The organism is uncultured Roseobacter sp. (assembly GCF_947499265.1).
In the GTDB taxonomy this organism is placed as follows: domain Bacteria; phylum Pseudomonadota; class Alphaproteobacteria; order Rhodobacterales; family Rhodobacteraceae; genus Roseobacter.
Genome location: NZ_CANMNK010000001.1, coordinates 942,038 through 961,047 on the forward strand (window position 1 = coordinate 942,038; position 19,010 = coordinate 961,047).

Sequence of the window (19,010 nt, forward strand, 5' to 3'; positions counted from 1 at the left end):
TCAAAAGGTCTCAGCCGATGGGGTCGGGCTCGGTAGGGCGTTTGCCTTTTGACTTCGGCGAGCCGCCCTTTGGTGTGACATGCACGTTGCTTTTGTGTTTGCCCACGAAGGCGATGAAATTCCGTGTGCATTCCCATTGCGGGCCGCGCTCTTTCCAGTAAATCACGTTGGCCTGATTTCCCGGGTTTTCGAATTTGCCAAAGACGATCGTCTGATCTTTGGTGTCGTTGTACATCGTCCACCATTTGCGATGCGCCAGGACAATATCCGCCGCGCTGAACTTCTTGCTCACCGAAGCATCAGATCCACTGCCGAGGGTATGCTCCGCCAAAACAGCGCGCAGGACTTCGGCTGTGCCGCCGCCAGCATTGTTGCCCACCCATTGTTCGAGGATTTGCTTGTCCTGATCGAAGGCTTGCTGCAATTGCTGGGCTGCGCGCTGCTGTTTTTCCAGCTCTGCCTCCTGAGCGATCCGTGATTTGATCGCTTTGAGTTCAAAGTTATAGCTGGAGAGCGCTGTGTTTTTGTTTTCGGTCTGCACCCCTTTTTGGGTTTTGCTGATGTCGGGTTTGGCGAGCTGATTTTCGGCCTGATCGACGGTTTTCAGCAACTGGATCAACCGCTTGATCTCATCATCGAGAACGGCTTCTTCGCGGATGCCACTTTTCAGCAGATCGTCGCGCAACTGACCCATGAACGTTGAGTTGCTCAGCGCTTTTTCGATCTCATTGGGCAGGCGCAGCATCGCATTTACCCAGTCATCCAGCCAGGCTTTGCATTCCCCCAGATCGCCAATGTCTTGCGCGGTATCGAGGATGTCGCTGCGTTCGTCCTCTGTCATGTTCAGTTTTTTCGAGATTTCTTTTAGGTAAGCCGCAAGCGCGGGGCGATCCGAGGCGAACCGCTGAACAACCGGGTTGCCCATCGCGTTGGCGGCATGCTGCAGATGCCACAAATGTGCAACCGCAGGGCTGTTTGTCGCGATATCCGACCGCTGGACAGACCCGATGCGGTTCAGGGTTCCTTGGGAGGGTCGGGTTTGACGCTGTTGCGTCTGTTGCCTGAGCACACGGGGCACGAAGACATCTCCTGATGGCGATCCCTTCAGAGTGCACACCAGCCATGCTTCGCGCAATGAAAAGCTGCGGCTCGCCGCTTGGCTATCAGGTCAGGTGTCGCGCTCGCGCGCCGCGCTCAATCGCCGCTGCATGTAACCGGTCGAGGTTCAGCTCATACCGGATCTCTTCGAGCAGGCGCAGTTCCGCTTCATCCAGCGTGCCGTCCGCGGCAGCAACGTCACACGCGAGCGCATAGGCCGTCTCGAACAGCCGTTCGGGTAGGCTTTCGCGGATGAGGCCAAAGAGCGCATCCAGCCCGTCTTCCTGTTCAAAAAGATCAAAAACGGTCTGGCTGATCACCCCAAGCCGGTCCTCGTCATAGCCGCCAAAGATGGGCAACATCTGTACAGCAGCCTGAATCTTCACAAGTTCGGCCGTGCGGATGTCCTCGTCCGAGGCGGAAACCGCGATCATCAGGGCCACAAGGCAGTCTTGTGCGGAAAAGGCATGGGCGGGATCATCGGGCACGGGGTTGGTTCTTTCGCTATGTTCAGTCGGGCCAGATTATTGACGGCAATGCTGCAACGCAATAGGGACGGGCGAAACCCGGCGCATGGGGCGCGGGTATCCCAGTTTCAGGTGAGACATGTCTCAGATACGCGACGCCGCAATGACCAGCAAAGCATGGCCCTTTGAAGAAGCGCGCCGTATCCTCAAACGGTACGAAAAAGCGCCACCCGAGAAGGGACATGTGCTGTTCGAGACTGGATATGGCCCGTCCGGCCTGCCGCACATTGGGACCTTTGGCGAGGTTTTGCGTACCACTATGGTGCGTCGTGCGTTCGAGCAGATATCTGACATTCCCACCCGCCTGATCTGTTTTTCGGACGATCTTGACGGGATGCGCAAAGTGCCCGGCAACGTGCCGCAGCAGGAAATGCTGGCCGAGCATATGCATAAGCCGCTGACCTCCGTGCCCGATCCTTTCGGCACGCATGAAAGCTTTGGCCATCACAACAATGCCATGCTGCGCAGGTTCCTGGACACCTTCGGGTTCGACTATGAATTCTACTCCGCGCGCGAATTCTACCAGACCGGGCAGTTTGACGAGATCCTGAAGCGTGCAGTCGAACGCTACGACGATGTGATGAAAGTTATGCTGAAGAGCTTGCGCGAAGAGCGCCAGCAAACCTATTCGATCTTCCTGCCGATCCACCCGGAAACGGGGCGGGTACTTTACGTCCCGATGAAAAATGTGGACCCGGAAAACCACACGATCACCTTCGATGACGAGACGGGGCGCGAATGGACGCTGCCGGTCACCGGTGGCAACGTGAAACTGCAATGGAAGCCTGATTTTGGTGCGCGTTGGGCGGCACTCGATGTGGATTTCGAAATGTATGGCAAAGAGCATGCCACCAACACGGCGATCTATGATCGGATCTGCGAGATTCTGGGCGGCAAAAAACCGGAACATTTCAGCTATGAGCTGTTTCTGGATGAGAACGGGCAGAAAATTTCCAAGTCTTCGGGCAATGGTATTTCCATCGACCAATGGCTGACCTACGCCAGCACCGAAAGCCTGTCGTATTTCATGTATCAAAAGCCCAAAACCGCCAAGCGTATGTACTTCGACGTCATTCCCAAAGCGGTGGATGAGTACCATCAACAGCTGCGGGCCTATGAGACGCAGGATATAGTTCAACGATTGAACAATCCAGTCTGGCATATCCATTCCGGGGAGGTGCCAAAGTCAAATATGCTGGTGCCCTTCTCTATGCTGCTCAACCTGGCGAGTGTTTCGGCGGCCGAAGACAAGTCACAGCTTTGGGGGTTCATTCAACGCTATGCGCCTGAAACCAATGCCGAAAACAATCCTGACATGGATGCGGCGGCTGGCTTTGCCGTGCGGTATTACAATGACTTCGTAAAGCCGAAAAAGACGTACCGGTTGGCGACGGATCAGGAGCGTGCAGCGCTCATCGATCTGCGTGATCAGCTCAAGGCCTATGAGGGTCCGGTCGAGGACGAAGCGTTGCAGTCCATCGTTTATGCGTGCGGGCGCAACCGGTTTGACCCCCTGCGTGGCTGGTTCACTGCGCTCTACGAAGTGCTGTTGGGGGCAAGCCAAGGGCCGCGTTTTGGTGGGTTCATTGCGCTCTACGGCGTGCAGGAAACCGTGGCACTCATCGATCAGGCGCTCGCGGGCGACTTGGCCTGAGCCAACCGCACCACTTGCCCATATGCGCGCGCGCCTTACCCTTTGTTCACACAAAGAGGAGGCGCGCGATGCGCAACGTGATTTTTGCACTGCTGATCTGGCTGGGGTTGGGGAACGCGCTTCGGGCGCAGGAAGCTGATATTCAAGCCACGATTGATAGCCAGCTTCAGGCGTTCCAGATCGACGATTTCGGGGCCGCATTCGAGTTCGCCAGCCCGAACCTGCAGCGGTTGTTCCAGACGCCCGAAAACTTCCAGCGCATGGTGACCCAAGGCTATCCGATGGTCTGGCGACCGGGCGAAGTGCGTTATCTGGAGATCCGTGAGCAGGGCGGAACATATTGGCAAAAGGTCATGATCACCGATCAGTCCGGTCGCGTGCACATCCTGGATTATCGCATGCTGGAGACCGATGCGGGATGGCGCATCAACGGTGTGCAGATCCTCGACAGTTCTGATTTCAGCGCATGACCGTCACGGTGGTGTGAGCCGCATTTAACCCTTCACAGATAGGTCTGCGATTGGCGCAGCGCTGTGAAGGGAAAGATTATGAACAAGGCAATCACGGATGGCGCGCAGTTGATGCCACCGCCCTTTGCGCAGGCAATTGGTGCCTTTTCGCAGGGAGATGGCACGCCGGGGTCGCAGACGTATGAGACCAGTGGCAGGATCATTTCGGACGATCCCGATTTTGGGACCTGCCTGGAATTGACCAAAACCAAGAATATCCAAACCCTCCGCTATATGGGGGAAACACCTGTGTTGCCCGGGTGTTACTTGCGGGTCTCGGCCCGGATCAAGGCTGTGAAAGGTCCACTGCCTACCGTGCGCGTTGCAGGATTTGCCGGTGGACGGGGCGGCGTGCAGATCAAAGGTATCGTGACAGCGGGCCCTGCCACTGCGATCGCCGAGGGTGACGGGGTGGTCGAGGTCTCCGCGATCGTCGGTGCGGGCGCGCGTATTGGGGTCGACATGGTTTGGGGTCGAGAGGCGCTTTACGGACATTTCGGTCTGGATTTTGCCGGGCCAAATGGTGGGGTTCTCCGGATCGAGAGTATCCGCATTGAGGATGTGACCGACATTTTCCTGCGAGATATCCTGTCGGTTGTCGACGTGCGGGATTATGGCGCTGTGGGTGATGGTGAAACCGACGACACGGCGGCTTTTGAAACGGCGATAGCGGCGGCGCAGGGGCGTCAGTTGCTGGTGTCTCGCGGACAGTTTCTATTGACCAGGCATGTGACGCTGCCCGGCCCGGTTCATTTCGAAGGCACCGTCACGATGCCGGACGATGCGGTGCTGTTGATATGCCGTGGGTTCGACCTTGCGCATTACGCTGATGCCTTCGGCAACGCAGAGCTTGGGTTGCGCAAGGGAATTCAGGCGCTTATGACCGCAGACGCACCCCGCGCTTTCGATCTTTGCGGGCGTCGTGTGGCTTTATATGCGCCGATTTGCCCGAGAGCTGTGGTGGAGTTGCCGGTCGCGTCCTCGCGCCGCGTTTTGCACAATGGTGTTTTGGTCGCGCAAGCAAGCCCCGCTTGGGAGGATGAGCGGATCCTGTCGTCCGCTACATATGACAAAGATCAACCTACCTCGTTGACCGGTGTCGAAAACCTTTCCAGGATTTCCGTTGGCGCGTTGGTCGAGACGGAAGGGTCTGATCATGAAATCTTCGTTGCCGCGCGCGACACTGCAGCACAGCAGTTGACGTTGAGCGGGCCGCTTCCCCTTGAAAGCGGCGCGCATATGATCACGTTTCGCCGCTCAAAGTACCTATTGGATTTCAGTAAAGTCGAACGTCTGAACGATCTGACATTGTCTGATGTTGAATTCCAGTGCGAGGCCCATACCAATGGGGTCCTCTTGGCGGCCTCGGGCAGGAATTTTCAGATGAAAGACTGTGCAATTGCTGAACCAAGGGAGCGTGGCCTCACATCACCCGGTCAGGGCTGCACCAATTTGGTTCTGGATCGGACGGACATCGTGACCCGCAGCGGCAAGGGGTGTATAATTACTGGTTTCAATGTGAATGGCGATGGCGCGCGCGTGCAGAATTGCACCGGATATGGTGCGCAGCCCTGGGGCGTGATTCATGGATCAAAGGTGATCGTAACTGGCAACCGTATTGCCCAGCCTGCGGGCATCGCAAAGAGCGGCGCGGGGCTGCTTCTGACCCGGCCGGATACATCGGGTGTGGTGCAGGGGAACCATTTTGAGAATTGCCATCTCAGACAAACACCGGGCGATGAGGTTCACTACGCATCGGCGCTGGCAGTGTCCGGCAATACGGAGAGCGCGCGCTGAAACGACGATTGGACATCACCATAGGACAGATACGCGTGATCAAAAATCGCGCCAGAGACCAATTTTGAGTTCGGTATCGCCATCGCCATTTGTCGGGATTTCTGCGCCGATCTGGATGGTGTATTTCCCTTTGCCGGGCTGGATCAGCAGGGAAGGGGCCACTTTGCTAAAAAGCGCGCCCTCCTGATAGGTCAAAAAGACCTGCATCATGCCCTTCAGGTGATCGTTGAACCCCAACCCGATGGTGCCGTCGAGTTTGATACGCGTCTCAAGCGTGGAGCCGGGTACGTTGATGCTGCTGTCGACCACTGCCCAGCCATAGCGCTCGCCCACTTTGATCCCGCGCCCCCATGACAGTCCGGCCTCCACGGCGGGGGCGATAACCGTGTTTTGTGACCGCGCACCGATCCCCAGATGCCACGCCCATTTATGGGTGGCGTCCGGCGCGCTCAGCGGAAATCGCGCAAAGAGGATGCCAGAGCCGGATTGTTGCAGCGTACGGTCGATGCCATAAAAGAGATCGGCGCCAATAGTGATATTGTCGCGCAGCCCATATTCCAGATAAATGCTGCCCGAGGTGTCCTTGGCTTGGGTCACGTTCCCGGATCCTGCAAGAAACCCCTTGCCCTGCTCGCGTAGCCATGGCCCGGCCTGTGCCATCTGCACGCCCGCCAACAATACTAAAATGGCAAGCGCTACAGGACGCATCATACCAATCTCCCGACCGGCATCATGGTTAATGAAAGTTAACAATTGGTTACGTGTTGTGCCGGGTGTGGCGCATGTGTCTTTTGCGCAACCTGCTTTCAAATCCATTCTTTATCAGTGTGTTACGGTGCGTTTCCCGCTGGGAAGCTTTACAGGTGGCACGTGCTCGAAATTGGTTAATGCGCCTGATCTTCTGCCATTCAAGCGCCCGCAGAGACCTCGCACCGACGAAAGCGGTCAACCGGTTCTGCGGCCCCGGCAAGCGGAATGTCGATTGAGGTATTCCCCAGGACCACGCGCGCCCGTTGATTGAATTGCAACCCGTTGAGCACGTTGCCAAAGCCACGGTCTGTCACGGTGAGACGTGTGTCTCCCTCGTCCAATACGTGCCTGTCGGTCGAGATGGCCAGTGCTTTCCCCCCTTCGAACTGCATCGCAAATAGCGGCGCGTTCACCCAGCCGTCGCGCCGCGTCAGGGCGATGGTATAAAGCGGTTGCGTCGGGTCATAGGTGAGTTCCACCGCGACGTCTTCAGTTTCATGCGTCAGCCGGCAGGGCAGTCCGGCGGTGAATTCCCAAGCTTCGGCGGCATTTGCGAAACAGAGGGCCATAAACAAGAAACGATGCATGGGGCAAAGTTAGATCAAAACCTGGCTTTGGCCAGCCTCCGCCGTCCGGGCTGTTTCGCACCATCTGAGGGATGAAAACTGAGTTGCGCGATCCTACATCAAGGGGAACGTTTAACCTTGCAGGAGAGACACGCATGAAATGCCCCGTAGACGGAACGACGCTGGTGATCACCGACCGCAGTGGGGTCGAGATCGACTATTGCCCAGACTGCCGGGGCGTTTGGCTCGACCGGGGAGAGCTGGACAAGATCATTGATCGCAGCGCCTCCGCACCGCCGCCGCCCCCGCCGCAACAGCGCGGTTATGAGGACCGGGGCGGATACCGCAAGAAAAAGCGCGGCGGGTTCCTTGAGGATATCTTTGACTTCTAGGCGATACGGCTCATCAGCACCATCGACAGCAATGCGCAGGCAAGACCGGCATATTCCCGCGTGTGCAGCGTCTCGCCGAACCAGACCGCGCCGATGATCGCGAGCGCGATGAGCGTCAGCATCGAATAGGCCACGCCTGCCTGTGCCAGCGTGACGTGCTGCATGGCGTAAAACCAGAAGAGTGCCGAGACGCCATAGAGGGCCACGCCGAGGAAGACGTATGTCGAGGTGATCGTGTGGCCCGCGTCGGCAGCGGTCTTGATGGCGAAATCGCCGATGATGACAATGAGCGCGGTGAACAGGGCGAAGGCATAGCCAAAGGCAAATTGGGTCATAAAAGCTCGCGGTTTGAAAAGGGTTTGGTTTGAAATGCCGAGAGTGTAGCACAAAACCCTGCGCCGCGCATCTCTGGCCGAATTCTGGTCGCGCAGCACTCCGAGGAGACCAGCCGTGCTCCGCACGGCAGCGCCCGACCCTCCCCTTAGGGTCGGGCTCTCCGCGTCATTCGTCTGGTGAGTCCTTCAGCTGCTGCAGCCATGCGAGAAGACCTTCACGGTCTCTGAGTTCTAAGCGGTTCGGCATGTAGTGTTCCCATTCAGACGCTACAGAAGGAGCAAAGAATGAAGTTGTGGTTATCACTGCTTTTGAGGCGTTTCTTTCCCTTGTAAGGGTTCCCATCATCGCGCGTACATCATTTGGGCTTACTCTGCGCCCTCTTTTGAACGCCTTGCATTGATCGATAATGCGCAACGCGCCAAAGCCGGATTTTTCGGCGATTACATCCATTCCGCCGTCCGCTGACTGTGAGGTAAGGGTCACAGAGAAGCCGTCCTTCTCGTAGCTTGCGGCGATAAACTCTTCGAAGCGCCTAGGATATTTTGAAAAGTCGTGCAGCAGTTTGGGATTCTGTTCGAGCTGTTTGAATATCTCCAACCAAGGAAAAGAAAGCGATCTGATTAGGTCGCCTTGCTCGACCTTCTCAGAGAGCTCAAGAATTTCAGTTGGTAGGACGAGCTCGTGCGAAAACTCATCGATTTTGGGCTTAACAGGAGATGTTACAGGTGAGCTGGAAAGCCCAAGTCCTAGGTTGGAAATACTCAGTCCTGGCATAAGAATCTACCGCCCCTTCCGTTTCCGCTTCACCCCACCGCGCATACCGCCGCGGCCCATCGTGCTGCGGCCTGAGGCCTTCTGCGCATCGTCGACCGCCTTCTCCACTGCGTATTGCCGGGCCATAGGATCGTCGGCGATGGCCAGATCGACCGACTCAAGCCGTTTGACCTCGTCGCGTAGGCGGGCGGCCTCTTCGAATTCGAGGTTTTCGGCGGCCTTGCGCATGTCGCTGCGCAGCCCGTCCAGAACGGCCTGCAGATTGCCGCCCGCCAGCGGATTGTCGACCTTGGCCGTGACGCGGGATTGATCCGTGTCGCCCTTGTAGAGCCCGGCGAGGATGTCTTCGACGTTCTTTTTGACCGTGGCAGGCGTGATCCCGTGTTGCTCGTTATAGGCGATCTGTTTGGCGCGGCGGCGGTCGGTTTCGGCCAGCGCGCGTTCCATCGAACCGGTAATGCGGTCGGCGTACATGATCACCCGACCCTCGGCGTTGCGCGCGGCGCGGCCAATGGTCTGGATTAGCGAGGTTTCGGAGCGCAGGAAGCCTTCCTTATCCGCGTCGAGGATCGCCACCAGCCCGCATTCGGGAATGTCGAGGCCCTCGCGCAGCAGGTTGATGCCGACGAGCACGTCAAAGGCGCCGAGGCGCAGGTCGCGCAGAATTTCGATGCGTTCGATGGTGTCGATGTCGGAGTGCATGTAGCGCACGCGGATGCCCTGTTCGTGCAGGTATTCGGTGAGGTCCTCGGCCATGCGTTTAGTCAGCGTGGTGCAGAGCGTGCGGTAGCCGTCGGCAGCGACCTTGCGCACCTCGTCGAGCAGATCATCCACCTGCATCTCGACGGGGCGGATTTCCACCTCCGGGTCCAGCAGGCCCGTGGGACGGATCACCTGCTCGGTGAAGACACCGCCCGTCTGTTCGATCTCCCAGGACGCTGGCGTGGCGGAAACGAAGACGGACTGCGGGCGCATCGCGTCCCATTCCTCGAACTTAAGCGGACGGTTGTCCATGCACGACGGCAGGCGAAAGCCGTGCTCGGCCAGGGTGAACTTGCGCCGATAGTCGCCCTTGTACATGCCGCCGATCTGCGGGACGGAGACGTGGGATTCGTCGGCGAAGACAATCGCGTGATCGGGAATGAACTCGAACAGCGTGGGGGGCGGCTCGCCCGGCGCGCGGCCCGTCAGGTAGCGCGAGTAGTTCTCGATCCCGTTGCAGACGCCCGTGGCCTCCAGCATCTCCAGATCGAAATTCGTGCGCTGCTCCAGCCGCTGCGCTTCGAGCAACTTGCCGTCGTTCACCAGTTGGTCGAGCCTGATTTTCAGCTCTTTCTTGATGCCGATGATCGCCTGCTGCATCGTGGGTTTCGGCGTCACATAGTGGCTGTTGGCATAAACGCGGATCTGATCGAAAGTGTCGGTTTTTTCACCGGTGAGGGGGTCGAATTCGGTGATAGATTCCAATTCTTCGCCGAAAAAAGACAACTTCCACGCACGGTCCTCGAGGTGGGCGGGGAAGATTTCCAGACTATCGCCGCGCACGCGGAACGACCCACGCTGAAACGCCTGATCGTTGCGGCGGTATTGCTGGGCCACGAGGTCAGCCATGACCTGCCGCTGGTCGTACATCGAACCGGTTTTGAGGTCCTGCGTCATCGCGCCATAGGTTTCCACCGAGCCAATACCGTAGATGCAGGAGACCGACGCCACGATGATCACATCGTCCCGTTCCAAAAGCGCGCGGGTGGCGGAGTGACGCATCCTGTCGATCTGTTCGTTGATCTGGCTCTCTTTCTCGATGTAGGTGTCGGACCGCGCCACATAGGCTTCGGGCTGGTAGTAGTCGTAGTAGCTGACAAAGTATTCGACCGCGTTGTCCGGAAAGAACCCTTTGAACTCGCCGTAAAGCTGGGCCGCCAGCGTCTTGTTGGGTGCGAGGATGATCGCGGGGCGCTGGGTCTCTTCGATGACCTTGGCCATGGTGAAGGTCTTGCCGGTGCCGGTGGCGCCTAGCAGGACCTGATCGCGCTCGCCGGACACCACGCCCTCGGAGAGTTCCTTGATCGCTGTGGGTTGGTCGCCTGCGGGCTCGAACTCGGTGGCCAGCATGAACTGCTTGCCGCCTTCAAGCTTGGGACGGCTGCGTACATCCGGCGCGGGATTGGCCATGATCGCGGGGGCTTCGGAAGAATCGGTTTGGGCGTAGGGCATAAGCGCTCCTTGGAGTTATCTCCAAAGTGTCACGAAACGCGCGGGGTTCAAGGGGGCCACTCCCCCTCATGACAGAAACTGTCAGCTGGGCAGGCGGCCCGTGCGGGTCATCCGGTGACCAATCAACTGGCACCCCAGCGTGCGGGTGAGCGCATCGGTCAGTTCGTCCAAGGTCTCGGCAGAGGCATAGGTGCCGCCTGTCCGGTCGGCAAGGCAACGGGCAACTGTGGCGCGTCGCTCGTACCCTTCGTCTTGCGGATTGTCCCATCCGAAATGATCGTCCCGCACCTTGAACCCGATCACATGTACCGTCAGGTCATGCGCATCTGCGGCGAGCGTGGCTGCCAGCGCGCAAGGCTGGCCATCGCAGGTCTCCTTGCCATCGGTCAGCAGCACGATCACACCGGGGCGCGATCTGTACTCAAGCACATTCGCGGCTCGCGCCACGGCATCGGTGAGCGGTGTCTCTCCGGCTGGCTGCAAGCGGTCCACTGCGTCGATGATCGGCCCGGCGGCTTGCGTGCGCGGGCCAAACCGCAGGTCGATATTGCCACAGGACGCGGTCTGACCGGGCCCGTAGATCACCAAACCCAAACGGCGCACGGAGGCGACCTGCGGAATACTGTCGTGTATCGCGCGGCGCGCTTCAAAGATGCGCGGCTCGTCCAGCAGGTTGAACCCCATTTCCGACATGGAGCCAGAACCATCAAAGACGATCATCGCATCCTCGGTGCAGCTCTGGGAGGCGGGCAGCGCCGCTGGCATCAACGCAGCGGCAAGTGTCGAGAGGGCGCGTAAGAGCAAGCGCATGGGCGGTGCCTTTCCTTGAAAAGATGCGCCACCCTCACAGGGTAGAGGCTGCCCTGTCAATACTTCGGCAAACACGGCTGTGTCAGGCGATCACAGTAATCCGAGCGTCCGAAATGAGGTCTCTTCCTTCTTGCCGATGATCACATGGTCGTGCACCCGCACATCGATCGCCTGGCAGGCGATGACAATACTATCGGTCATGGTGACATCGGCTTCGCTGGGGGAAGGGTCACCCGAGGGATGGTTGTGCACCAAGATGAGGGCTGAGGCATTGAGTTCCAGCGCCCGCTTGACCACCTCGCGTGGATAGACCGGCACGTGATTGACGGTGCCGCGCGCCTGCTCTTCATCCCCGATGACCACGTTTTTGTTGTCGAGGAACAGAATGCGGAATTGCTCCGTGTCGCGATGCGCCATGGTCGTGCGACAATAGGTGATCAGATCATCCCAGCCGGATAGCGCACAGCGTTCCAGCACCTTTGCCTGCGCCATCCTGTGGGCGAAAGCTTCGACCATTTTCAGTTGCAGGTAGACTTTTTTGGTCGTGCCGCGCACCTGAAGCAACCGATGCTCGGAGGCGGCAATCACCCCGTTGAGATCGCCGAAGGTAGCCAGCAGCTTCTTGGCGAGGGGCTTCACATCGATCCGCTCGATGGCATTGAAGAGCAGCAATTCAAGCAACTCATATTCTGGCATCGGCGCATGGCCACCGGTCAGGAACCGCGTTCGCAACCGTTGACGATGTCCGATATAATGAGGCGACGGACCGCCCCCATGCCCAGCGTATTCCCCAGCAGCCAGCGGTCGGGTTTCGACCCCGCTGGGAATACGACGTTCCAGTTCTTCCAACCCGCGCAGCGCGGCTTCCGAAAAGCCGTGTTTCATATCGGCACCCATTACTCTGATTGCGTTCAACTGAGTCGAATGTTGGAAAATCAAGGTTAGCGAAATCTTAATCGGAGCAATTTTGGAAAAGATTTTCTTAAACTGCGGCTTAATCGACGCGCGTTTCGCAAAAGGTATCTTGTTCCAGCGGCATAATTCACCGATATAATGACCAAAGCCAAGTTAGGAGCACCCCTTATGCGCGCACGCATTTATCAGCCTGCCAAGACCGCGATGCAGTCCGGCACAGCCAAGACGCATGGATGGGTGCTGGAATTCGCGCCGGCGTCATCGCGTGAGGTAGATCCGCTGATGGGGTGGACGTCATCCACCGACACGCAAAGCCAGGTACGGCTAAGGTTCGATACCAAGGAAGCCGCCCTCGAATACGCGCGCGAAAAGCACATCGATGCGCAGGTGCAGGACCCCAAGAAGCGACGCCCGAATATCCGCCCTGGTGGCTATGGCGAGAATTTCGCGACAGGACGGCGCGGCGCCTGGACGCATTGATGCCTCTTAAATCGGCGCAAAGTTGGCTCGGAAACCGGTAAAAGATCCCGCAAAGACGAGTCGGGACCGGCATCTAGAAGCTTTGCAGCCTCACCTGCTACCTATGATTTGAGAAGACTTATCGTGTTTTGCATTCAGCGACTTTGTCTCGACTGCATGATCTCGAGTGCATTTAAATAGATCTGGTAAGAAAGTGCCGGACTCGTTCCCTCGCTTTCGCGAAGCTTCTTCGCAGTCTTTTCATGGCTACCGTTTGTCCGCGCTGCTCAGCTCAGCATCGAGCCGATCAGCGAGCCGCCAAAAAGGATGTTCGTGCACCGCGCAGCATTTCGGTGGATCAGGGGCTGCAACCCGGGGCAATTGCGGCCTTGCGACGCTTCCGCACAAAGGTCCGCTATGGCAATGCTCCGTGCCTCTCCTCTCGGTAATCCATCATCGCGTGCCACACGACAGCCGATACGATTACGATCCCTCCAAGGACCGCCACTGCAGGTGGAAGTTCACTCAAAACAATCCAGGCAAGGAGAGTTGCGCAGGGGATCTCAACGGTTCCCAGAAGAGCCGATTGCGCGGAAGGGATAAGCCGCGTTCCCTCTGTCCAAAGAATCACCGCACCGGCAAAGGCCAGCCCGAAAAGGGCCAGTAGCGCGGCGTCTGGCGCGGAGACATGCAAAGGTGTTCCCATCAATGCTCCGACAAGGAAGAGCTGCAATGCCGATGCTCCACCTGCCCATACGACTGGGACATCTGCAAACTTGCGTATCAGAACGATGTATGCGGCATTTCCCAAAGTCATAGCGATGGCCAGCAGGTCGCCCATCAGCTTGCCAGTTCCCAGACCGCCGGACACGATGATTGCGACACCAAGCAGTGAAAGGGCACCTGCCACCAAGGTGCGGCCCTTAGCGATCTCGCGCATAGCCAGCCACGCCAAACCGGCGGCAAAAAAGGGGGCAGTGGCGTAAATCACGGCGACGTTTGCCACGTATGTCAGTTTGAAGGCATAGATAAACGCGATGCTTGCAACACTTCCGACGCTCGCCAGGGTCCAACCCCGCTGACCCAACCGAAACGCTTGATATCGCGGCGTATCCCCTCGACGGAACTCGACATAGGCAATGATGGCCAGCCCTCCGATCAGCCCGCGCCAGCAAGCAATGGTCCATCCATCTGCCTCGATCATCTTTGTCAGGACGCCCGAGAAACTGAAAACGACCGCTGAAAGCGCCACGAGGGTGATCCCCGTCATATTCTGTGAATGCTGCACTCTCTCAACTTTCGATTACTGGCGTTGGCTTATACCAAGGCACTGTTGCCAACACGCTGTCAGCAGTCTTGGTTTGAATCAGCCAAAAAGCGGCTCTCATGGCACGCGCTGCATTCGACGATTTGGGTTCGTTGCGGACATCCGGCGCAGGATACGTCGAGGTCTGAACGCGGAGATGCCTGCCAGCGCGGTGCCGGATGTTTCGAGAAACTGTTCGCCGGTATTCTCGATGGCAGGACGCCGGGTTTCCGCAATCCCGACAAAGTCGGCATGGGTGCGATCCATGTCCATCTATGACCTCTGGCCGTGATAAAGAATCCGCCTGATCCCTCGCAAATCGTCAGATATCAAGCGCGACCCGGCGGGCTTTTGTTGTTGTCTTTTACTTTGGTTCGCGGGATCTTATCCCAACTTTCACGGAAGCTCTGCGCCTATTTGAAATTGCTTCAAAATGAGGTCCTGTTTGCAAATGCCTTTTCGATTTCTGCCGAGGCAGCTTGGGCCAGATTTGCGGTCTTTCGACGTCACACGCGCGCATGTCAAAGACGTCGAGGTTGCAGAATTATTGAACCGACACTTCCAGTTGATGCGGTCACAATCGCCGCTGGAGAGTTGCCACGTTTTGCCTGCAGAGGCACTCACCGATGAGAGTATTCGCCTTTATGCGCTGCGCGAGGATGGTGCCACACTGGCCATTGGTGCCATAAAGATTTGCGGGTCCTGGGGTGAGCTGAAGTCCATGCACACCGCTGAAGAGGCCCGTGGGCGTGGTGTCGGTCGTGCGTTGCTCGCCGCGTTGATGCGGGAGGCGCAGGGTTTGGGTCTTGCGCGCCTGAAACTGGAGACCGGATCGGGCCCTGAACATGCCGCCGCACGGCGTTTGTATGAAAACGCGGGCTTCGAACAATGCCCGCCCTTCGGCGGCTATGCGAAGGACCCTCTGAGCGTTTTCATGTCCCGCGCGCTCTAAGACTTGCACGAAGGCGCGGCCTGCGGCATGAACGGCACCAGCGGTCCCTTAGCTCAACTGGATAGAGCAGCTGACTTCTAATCAGCAGGTTGAGGGTTCGAGTCCTTCAGGGATCGCCATGTTGCCAACCGGTTGTGGCTTGGGTTTTGGTCCGCGGCCAACGTCACGGCGCGGAAGCATTCTTCGCACCTACACCTCTTTAATTCTCAGGCATTCAGCTCGTGAGAGCAGGGGCATGCCGTGTACACAAGTCCAATCACGAATCGGTATAGCCCAAAAGAAGCGCAGCCGCTTTGGTGTTCGCACTTGTGGCGCACGTAACTGCACTGTCACGGCGCACTTCGGGTTTTGCTGGTTTATGCTCCTGACTTCTGGCCAAAAAATCAGGGTGCCGCCACATCGGACTCCGATATTCCAATCAAAACTGTAAACTTTCATTGACAGATTACCGGGTCAAAATCTAACCTCCAAGAACAATTCCGACATTCGCTAACTTAGAAACTGGAGTCTGACTGCCTGGGGAGTGGACATGCCGTCTCTGAAGCAAAGCTACGAACAAGTCTGTCCGGAGATCTACCGGAAGACGCAATTGGATATACTGGAACTGAAGTCAAAGCTTCCCGCTGATACCGTCGGTGAGATCATTGATGAGGTCCTGGCGCGCGTCAAAGCAATCGGAACAACCAACACCTATTTGCTCGACCATCCGCCGCAGCGCGTGGTCGACAAACTGTGTTATGCGCTGATTTCCACAGAGAGTGATGAGGCCGCGCAGTTTATCGAAGGCAAACGACAGGACGGGGCCTCGCTCGAAGCGATCTATCTGGCTTATCTGCGCGAAGCGGCGCGCACATTAGGCGACTGGTGGACCGATGATCATGTGTCCTTTGTCGAGGTTTCGATTGGGACGAGCCGCATTTATTCCATCATGCGCAGCCTTGGCTACCTTTTCGTTCCTGACAAACCGGTCGCGGTCAAATCGGCGGTCTTTGCTACGGTGCCCGGCGAAACCCATATTCTGGGGGTGCGCATGGCGGCTGACCTGCTGGGCAAAGAAGGCTGGGAGATCGATCTGCATGTGAGCCTGTCGCATGACGATCTGTTGGAGGCGATTTCGCAATCGCGTTGTCGGGTCATCGGTTTGTCTGCAGCAGGCGTTCATGCATCGGCGGCCTTGGCCCGGCTGGTGATCGCGCTGCGGATCAGCAACCCGGGTGCTCGGATTTTCCTTTCCGGACAGATAACGCGCGAGGCGCCAGATCTGGTGCCGTTGATGGGTCTTGATGGCGTGGCCAGCGATGTTGAAACGGCTCTGGCGTTGATGAACCGGTTTTGGGCTGAAACATCCACGGCAAAGCTGTAGCACTTAAAACTGTCAGGCCGACAGGACATCGATGGTGCAGACGGCGCGCGATGGCCCCCTAGAAAGATGCTGTCGCAGACATGGCCAGGGCACCATCCGCCCGGCGCGCCCATAGATCAGCAGTGCCTTTATTCTGCCGCCCTTCAATATGAAACTCGGCCAGCCCCGAAATCGGCGCCAGCCCGCGGAATGTGAATTTCTTTGGCGGTCGAGCCATTTGGCGACACGCCAGATCAAGCAACAGCGTGGCCGTGAGCGGGCCGTGAAAAACCAACCCGTCATAGCCTTCCACATCTCGTGCGTAGTCTGCGTCATAGTGAATGCGATGCCCATTGAATGTCAGCGCGGAGTAGCGAAACAGCAATACCTGGGTCGGCGTGATGGTTTGGGAGAACTCGGCGTGTTCGGGAGCTTGCGCTGGTTCCGCCGCCTCGTCTTGCGGGCCGGGGTCCGCACGGTAGACGATGTCGTGTTCTTCGCTCAGCGCCAACTGACCGGCCTGAAGATAGTCATGGTGCACAGTGACAAAGCAGAGCGGTCCAGTGCGTCCTTCTTTTTCGACAACGCTTTTGATCGTAGATCTTTTTGTCGCGGCCTGCCCAAGCACCAAGTCGGTGTGAAAGGCAAACCGGCCTCCTGCCCACATGCGGCGGGGCAGCGTCACGGGTGGCAAAAACCCGCCTCGCTTGGGGTGGGCATCGCGCCCGAGATCGCTGGCACGCGCCGCCTCCAGAAAGTAGAGCCAGTGCCAGAGCGGCGGTAGCCGGTCGCCGGTAGTGAAAGTGGGATCATGGTCCAACGTGGCTTGCATAAAGCGGGCGGGTTCAGGACGCAGGTTGTCTGTCCTCTCGATCTCTCGGCCCACCCAATCCTGCAAATTCACTGTTGATGTCATTCTTATGTCTTCCAAGCTGCGGTTGGTCGTTCACTTTCTGTAATCGGTCCCCTGTCTAAACGAAACTGGTCATGCCCATCGCCCTGATCAATTGGCCGGCAGATCGCTGAAAGGCTATGGTGTCTGATAGGGCATGTGCTTGAGATATCGTCTGCATTCAGACGCATGCACTTTCCGGACATGGCAGTGATGAAATCTGGCTGACGTGTAAGGTAGACGGTAAGGCCGTCGGGTTTTGCTATGCCGCGCCAGAAGAATTGACGCAAGGTACATGGAACATGCGCGCGATCGCCGTGCTGCCGGTTCTGCAGGGTACCGGTTGCGGGACTGCCATCGTCGCCACTCTGGAAGCGGGGTTGCGGGAGCGCGGGCAACGCATTTTGATCGCGGATACCTCCGGAACAGATGCGTTTTCGCAGACCCGCGTATTTTATCGCAAGACCGGATACACCGAAGAATCACGTATTCGCGATTTCTGGGGAAAGGTGACGACAAAGTCGTTTTTTGGAAATCGCTAGAGTCAACGTAGCGATACCGCAACTGACCGACCTCATCCTCGGTCAGTTGCCCCGCGCTGATCGGGGTCAATGCGCATGTCTGTAGTGCCGATGCTGGTGTTCGAGCTAGGATTGGAGGCGGCCAAACGAAAACCCGGTGATCAACTGGCGCAATCCAAGCGCCGCTCCTGCGAAGATGGAGACAAAGACGATAGGTGCATTCAGCGTCAGCAATGAGAATGCGGAGATGCCCTGTCCGATGGTGCAGCCCATCGCCAGTATGGCGCCGAAGCCCATGAAAACTGCGCCGAGCACTTGTCGCTTTAGCTCGCGAGGGTCTTCGCAGGCTTCCCAGCGGAAATGCCCTTTGATGAGGCTGCCGATGAACGCCCCGGCCAGCACACCGAATACGGAGCCAACCCCAAAGGTGAGGCCACCGCCGCTGGAGGTCATCAGAAACAGCAGAGTTTCGCCAAGCGGTGATGTGAAGGTGTGACTGTTCACCGGTGATGCGCTGAAACCGGTGTCCGCGACCCATTGAGTGCCCGCCCAGCCGGTGATCACTGCGACGCCGACAAGAATGGCCCAGATCACGGCTCTTGGCGTTCGCAGAAAATCGCGGGACCAGAGGGCGGTGCCGGTGATCATCGCGCTAACCATGATCCCCCACAAGACGCCCGACACGCCGGTGACCCTGTTGAGCAGTTGCGGGTAACTCCGCGCCTCTATCGGGACTTCGGTCGTTGAGAGGGCGAGGAGACGCAGGTGCGCCAGTGGGCCGGAGAGCATGACATATGCGCTGATCCCCATGACGAGCACGATCACGAAGGAACGCAGATCGCCACCACCAAACCGCGCCAAAGCTCCGAAACCGCAGTTTCCCGCGAGGGACATGCCATAGCCGAACATCAGGCCGCCGATGATCCCCAGCGCGGGTGTCCAGGGTGCCAGATGGTAGATCGATTGTGTGGGATCAAGCGCCCCGAGTGCCACAAGCCCGAACGTACCCAAACCGGCGACACCAATGGCGAGCCCCCACATGCGCAGGCGTATGTCGCTGCCCTGATAGAGAAAATCCTCGATGGCCCCCAGGGTGCAGAAACGGCCCAACCGCGCGGCAAGCCCCAGAATGACGCCGCCGACAAGCCCTATGAGGGCCAGGAGCCCGGCATCTGAAAGTCCGTCCAGCATTTGCT

At 58.0% G+C, this 19,010-nt stretch carries 21 protein-coding genes and 1 tRNA gene; 9 read left to right on the forward strand and 13 right to left on the reverse strand.

What is annotated here, in order from left to right:
- Nucleotides 1-10: 10 nt before the first annotated feature.
- Entirely contained in the window at nucleotides 11-1,078 is a 1,068-nt protein-coding gene (locus Q1A63_RS04485) for a hypothetical protein (protein WP_298969527.1), read from the reverse strand.
- An 85-nt stretch (nucleotides 1,079-1,163) separates the two neighbouring features.
- On the reverse strand, nucleotides 1,164-1,532 hold the full coding sequence (locus Q1A63_RS04490; protein WP_298969591.1) for a tellurite resistance TerB family protein: 369 nt from the start codon (nucleotides 1,530-1,532) through the stop codon (nucleotides 1,164-1,166).
- Between the two features lie 172 nt (nucleotides 1,533-1,704).
- Here Q1A63_RS04490 and Q1A63_RS04495 point away from each other — a divergent pair, with 172 nt between their 5' ends.
- From Q1A63_RS04495 to Q1A63_RS04505, 3 genes are all read left to right on the forward strand, one after another.
- Nucleotides 1,705-3,279, forward strand: coding sequence for a lysine--tRNA ligase (locus Q1A63_RS04495; protein WP_299630814.1), 1,575 nt, complete (start codon nucleotides 1,705-1,707; stop codon nucleotides 3,277-3,279).
- A 68-nt stretch (nucleotides 3,280-3,347) separates the two neighbouring features.
- A complete protein-coding gene (locus Q1A63_RS04500) occupies nucleotides 3,348-3,749 on the forward strand; it encodes a DUF4864 domain-containing protein (protein WP_299630816.1) in 402 nt (133 codons plus the stop codon).
- Between the two features lie 78 nt (nucleotides 3,750-3,827).
- Nucleotides 3,828-5,585: a glycosyl hydrolase family 28-related protein gene (locus Q1A63_RS04505; RefSeq protein WP_298969530.1), complete on the forward strand. Its 1,758-nt coding sequence runs from the start codon at nucleotides 3,828-3,830 to the stop codon at nucleotides 5,583-5,585.
- A gap of 39 nt (nucleotides 5,586-5,624) precedes the next feature.
- Here Q1A63_RS04505 and Q1A63_RS04510 read toward each other — a convergent pair whose 3' ends face one another.
- Entirely contained in the window at nucleotides 5,625-6,296 is a 672-nt protein-coding gene (locus tag Q1A63_RS04510; protein WP_298969531.1) for a hypothetical protein, read from the reverse strand.
- A gap of 197 nt (nucleotides 6,297-6,493) precedes the next feature.
- On the reverse strand, nucleotides 6,494-6,904 hold the full coding sequence (locus tag Q1A63_RS04515; RefSeq protein WP_298969532.1) for a hypothetical protein: 411 nt from the start codon (nucleotides 6,902-6,904) through the stop codon (nucleotides 6,494-6,496).
- 152 nt (nucleotides 6,905-7,056) lie between these two features.
- Between Q1A63_RS04515 and Q1A63_RS04520 the strand changes: the two genes are divergently transcribed.
- Nucleotides 7,057-7,293 (forward strand): zf-TFIIB domain-containing protein, encoded by a 237-nt coding sequence (locus tag Q1A63_RS04520; protein ID WP_298969533.1) that lies wholly within the window; start codon nucleotides 7,057-7,059, stop codon nucleotides 7,291-7,293.
- Here the strand turns inward: Q1A63_RS04520 and Q1A63_RS04525 are convergent.
- The 5 genes from Q1A63_RS04525 to radC form a co-directional block, all read right to left on the reverse strand.
- Nucleotides 7,290-7,628 carry an EamA family transporter gene (locus tag Q1A63_RS04525; protein WP_298969534.1) on the reverse strand — a complete coding sequence of 113 codons (339 nt, stop codon included), beginning with the start codon at nucleotides 7,626-7,628 and terminating at the stop codon, nucleotides 7,290-7,292. The genes Q1A63_RS04520 and Q1A63_RS04525 overlap by 4 nt on opposite strands.
- Before the next feature lie 166 nt (nucleotides 7,629-7,794).
- Entirely contained in the window at nucleotides 7,795-8,403 is a 609-nt protein-coding gene (locus Q1A63_RS04530; RefSeq protein WP_298969535.1) for a restriction endonuclease, read from the reverse strand.
- 6 nt (nucleotides 8,404-8,409) lie between these two features.
- On the reverse strand, nucleotides 8,410-10,617 hold the full coding sequence (gene uvrB, locus Q1A63_RS04535; protein ID WP_298969536.1) for an excinuclease ABC subunit UvrB: 2,208 nt from the start codon (nucleotides 10,615-10,617) through the stop codon (nucleotides 8,410-8,412).
- 81 nt (nucleotides 10,618-10,698) lie between these two features.
- On the reverse strand, nucleotides 10,699-11,427 hold the full coding sequence (locus Q1A63_RS04540) for a VWA domain-containing protein (protein WP_298969537.1): 729 nt from the start codon (nucleotides 11,425-11,427) through the stop codon (nucleotides 10,699-10,701).
- Between the two features lie 90 nt (nucleotides 11,428-11,517).
- A complete protein-coding gene (gene radC, locus Q1A63_RS04545) occupies nucleotides 11,518-12,312 on the reverse strand; it encodes a DNA repair protein RadC (RefSeq protein WP_299630821.1) in 795 nt (264 codons plus the stop codon).
- Nucleotides 12,313-12,510: 198 nt separating this feature from the next.
- Here radC and Q1A63_RS04550 point away from each other — a divergent pair, with 198 nt between their 5' ends.
- The gene (locus Q1A63_RS04550; protein ID WP_298969539.1) at nucleotides 12,511-12,822 is read left to right on the forward strand and encodes an ETC complex I subunit; all 312 of its coding nucleotides are present in this window, start codon (nucleotides 12,511-12,513) and stop codon (nucleotides 12,820-12,822) included.
- A gap of 394 nt (nucleotides 12,823-13,216) precedes the next feature.
- On the opposite strand, the gene Q1A63_RS04555 is transcribed toward Q1A63_RS04550, so the two are convergent.
- Together Q1A63_RS04555 and Q1A63_RS04560 are read right to left on the reverse strand one after the other, a co-directional pair.
- Nucleotides 13,217-14,071, reverse strand: coding sequence for a DMT family transporter (locus Q1A63_RS04555; RefSeq protein ID WP_298969540.1), 855 nt, complete (start codon nucleotides 14,069-14,071; stop codon nucleotides 13,217-13,219).
- Nucleotides 14,072-14,185: 114 nt separating this feature from the next.
- Nucleotides 14,186-14,380 carry a hypothetical protein gene (locus tag Q1A63_RS04560; RefSeq protein WP_298969541.1) on the reverse strand — a complete coding sequence of 65 codons (195 nt, stop codon included), beginning with the start codon at nucleotides 14,378-14,380 and terminating at the stop codon, nucleotides 14,186-14,188.
- A gap of 178 nt (nucleotides 14,381-14,558) precedes the next feature.
- On the opposite strand from Q1A63_RS04560, the gene Q1A63_RS04565 reads away from it, so the two are divergent.
- From Q1A63_RS04565 to Q1A63_RS04575, 3 genes are all read left to right on the forward strand, one after another.
- Nucleotides 14,559-15,059 carry a GNAT family N-acetyltransferase gene (locus Q1A63_RS04565; RefSeq protein WP_298969542.1) on the forward strand — a complete coding sequence of 167 codons (501 nt, stop codon included), beginning with the start codon at nucleotides 14,559-14,561 and terminating at the stop codon, nucleotides 15,057-15,059.
- Nucleotides 15,060-15,101: 42 nt separating this feature from the next.
- Nucleotides 15,102-15,178: transfer RNA gene (locus Q1A63_RS04570), tRNA-Arg, on the forward strand.
- A gap of 410 nt (nucleotides 15,179-15,588) precedes the next feature.
- Entirely contained in the window at nucleotides 15,589-16,422 is an 834-nt protein-coding gene (locus Q1A63_RS04575; RefSeq protein WP_298969543.1) for a cobalamin-dependent protein, read from the forward strand.
- Between the two features lie 58 nt (nucleotides 16,423-16,480).
- Here Q1A63_RS04575 and Q1A63_RS04580 read toward each other — a convergent pair whose 3' ends face one another.
- Nucleotides 16,481-17,317, reverse strand: a complete 837-nt coding sequence (locus Q1A63_RS04580; protein ID WP_298969544.1) for a MaoC family dehydratase N-terminal domain-containing protein — start codon at nucleotides 17,315-17,317, stop codon at nucleotides 16,481-16,483.
- A gap of 200 nt (nucleotides 17,318-17,517) precedes the next feature.
- Here Q1A63_RS04580 and Q1A63_RS04585 point away from each other — a divergent pair, with 200 nt between their 5' ends.
- The gene (locus Q1A63_RS04585; RefSeq protein ID WP_298969592.1) at nucleotides 17,518-17,835 is read left to right on the forward strand and encodes a GNAT family N-acetyltransferase; all 318 of its coding nucleotides are present in this window, start codon (nucleotides 17,518-17,520) and stop codon (nucleotides 17,833-17,835) included.
- A gap of 105 nt (nucleotides 17,836-17,940) precedes the next feature.
- On the opposite strand, the gene Q1A63_RS04590 is transcribed toward Q1A63_RS04585, so the two are convergent.
- Nucleotides 17,941-19,005: a YeeE/YedE family protein gene (locus tag Q1A63_RS04590; protein ID WP_298969545.1), complete on the reverse strand. Its 1,065-nt coding sequence runs from the start codon at nucleotides 19,003-19,005 to the stop codon at nucleotides 17,941-17,943.
- Nucleotides 19,006-19,010 lie beyond the last annotated feature (5 nt).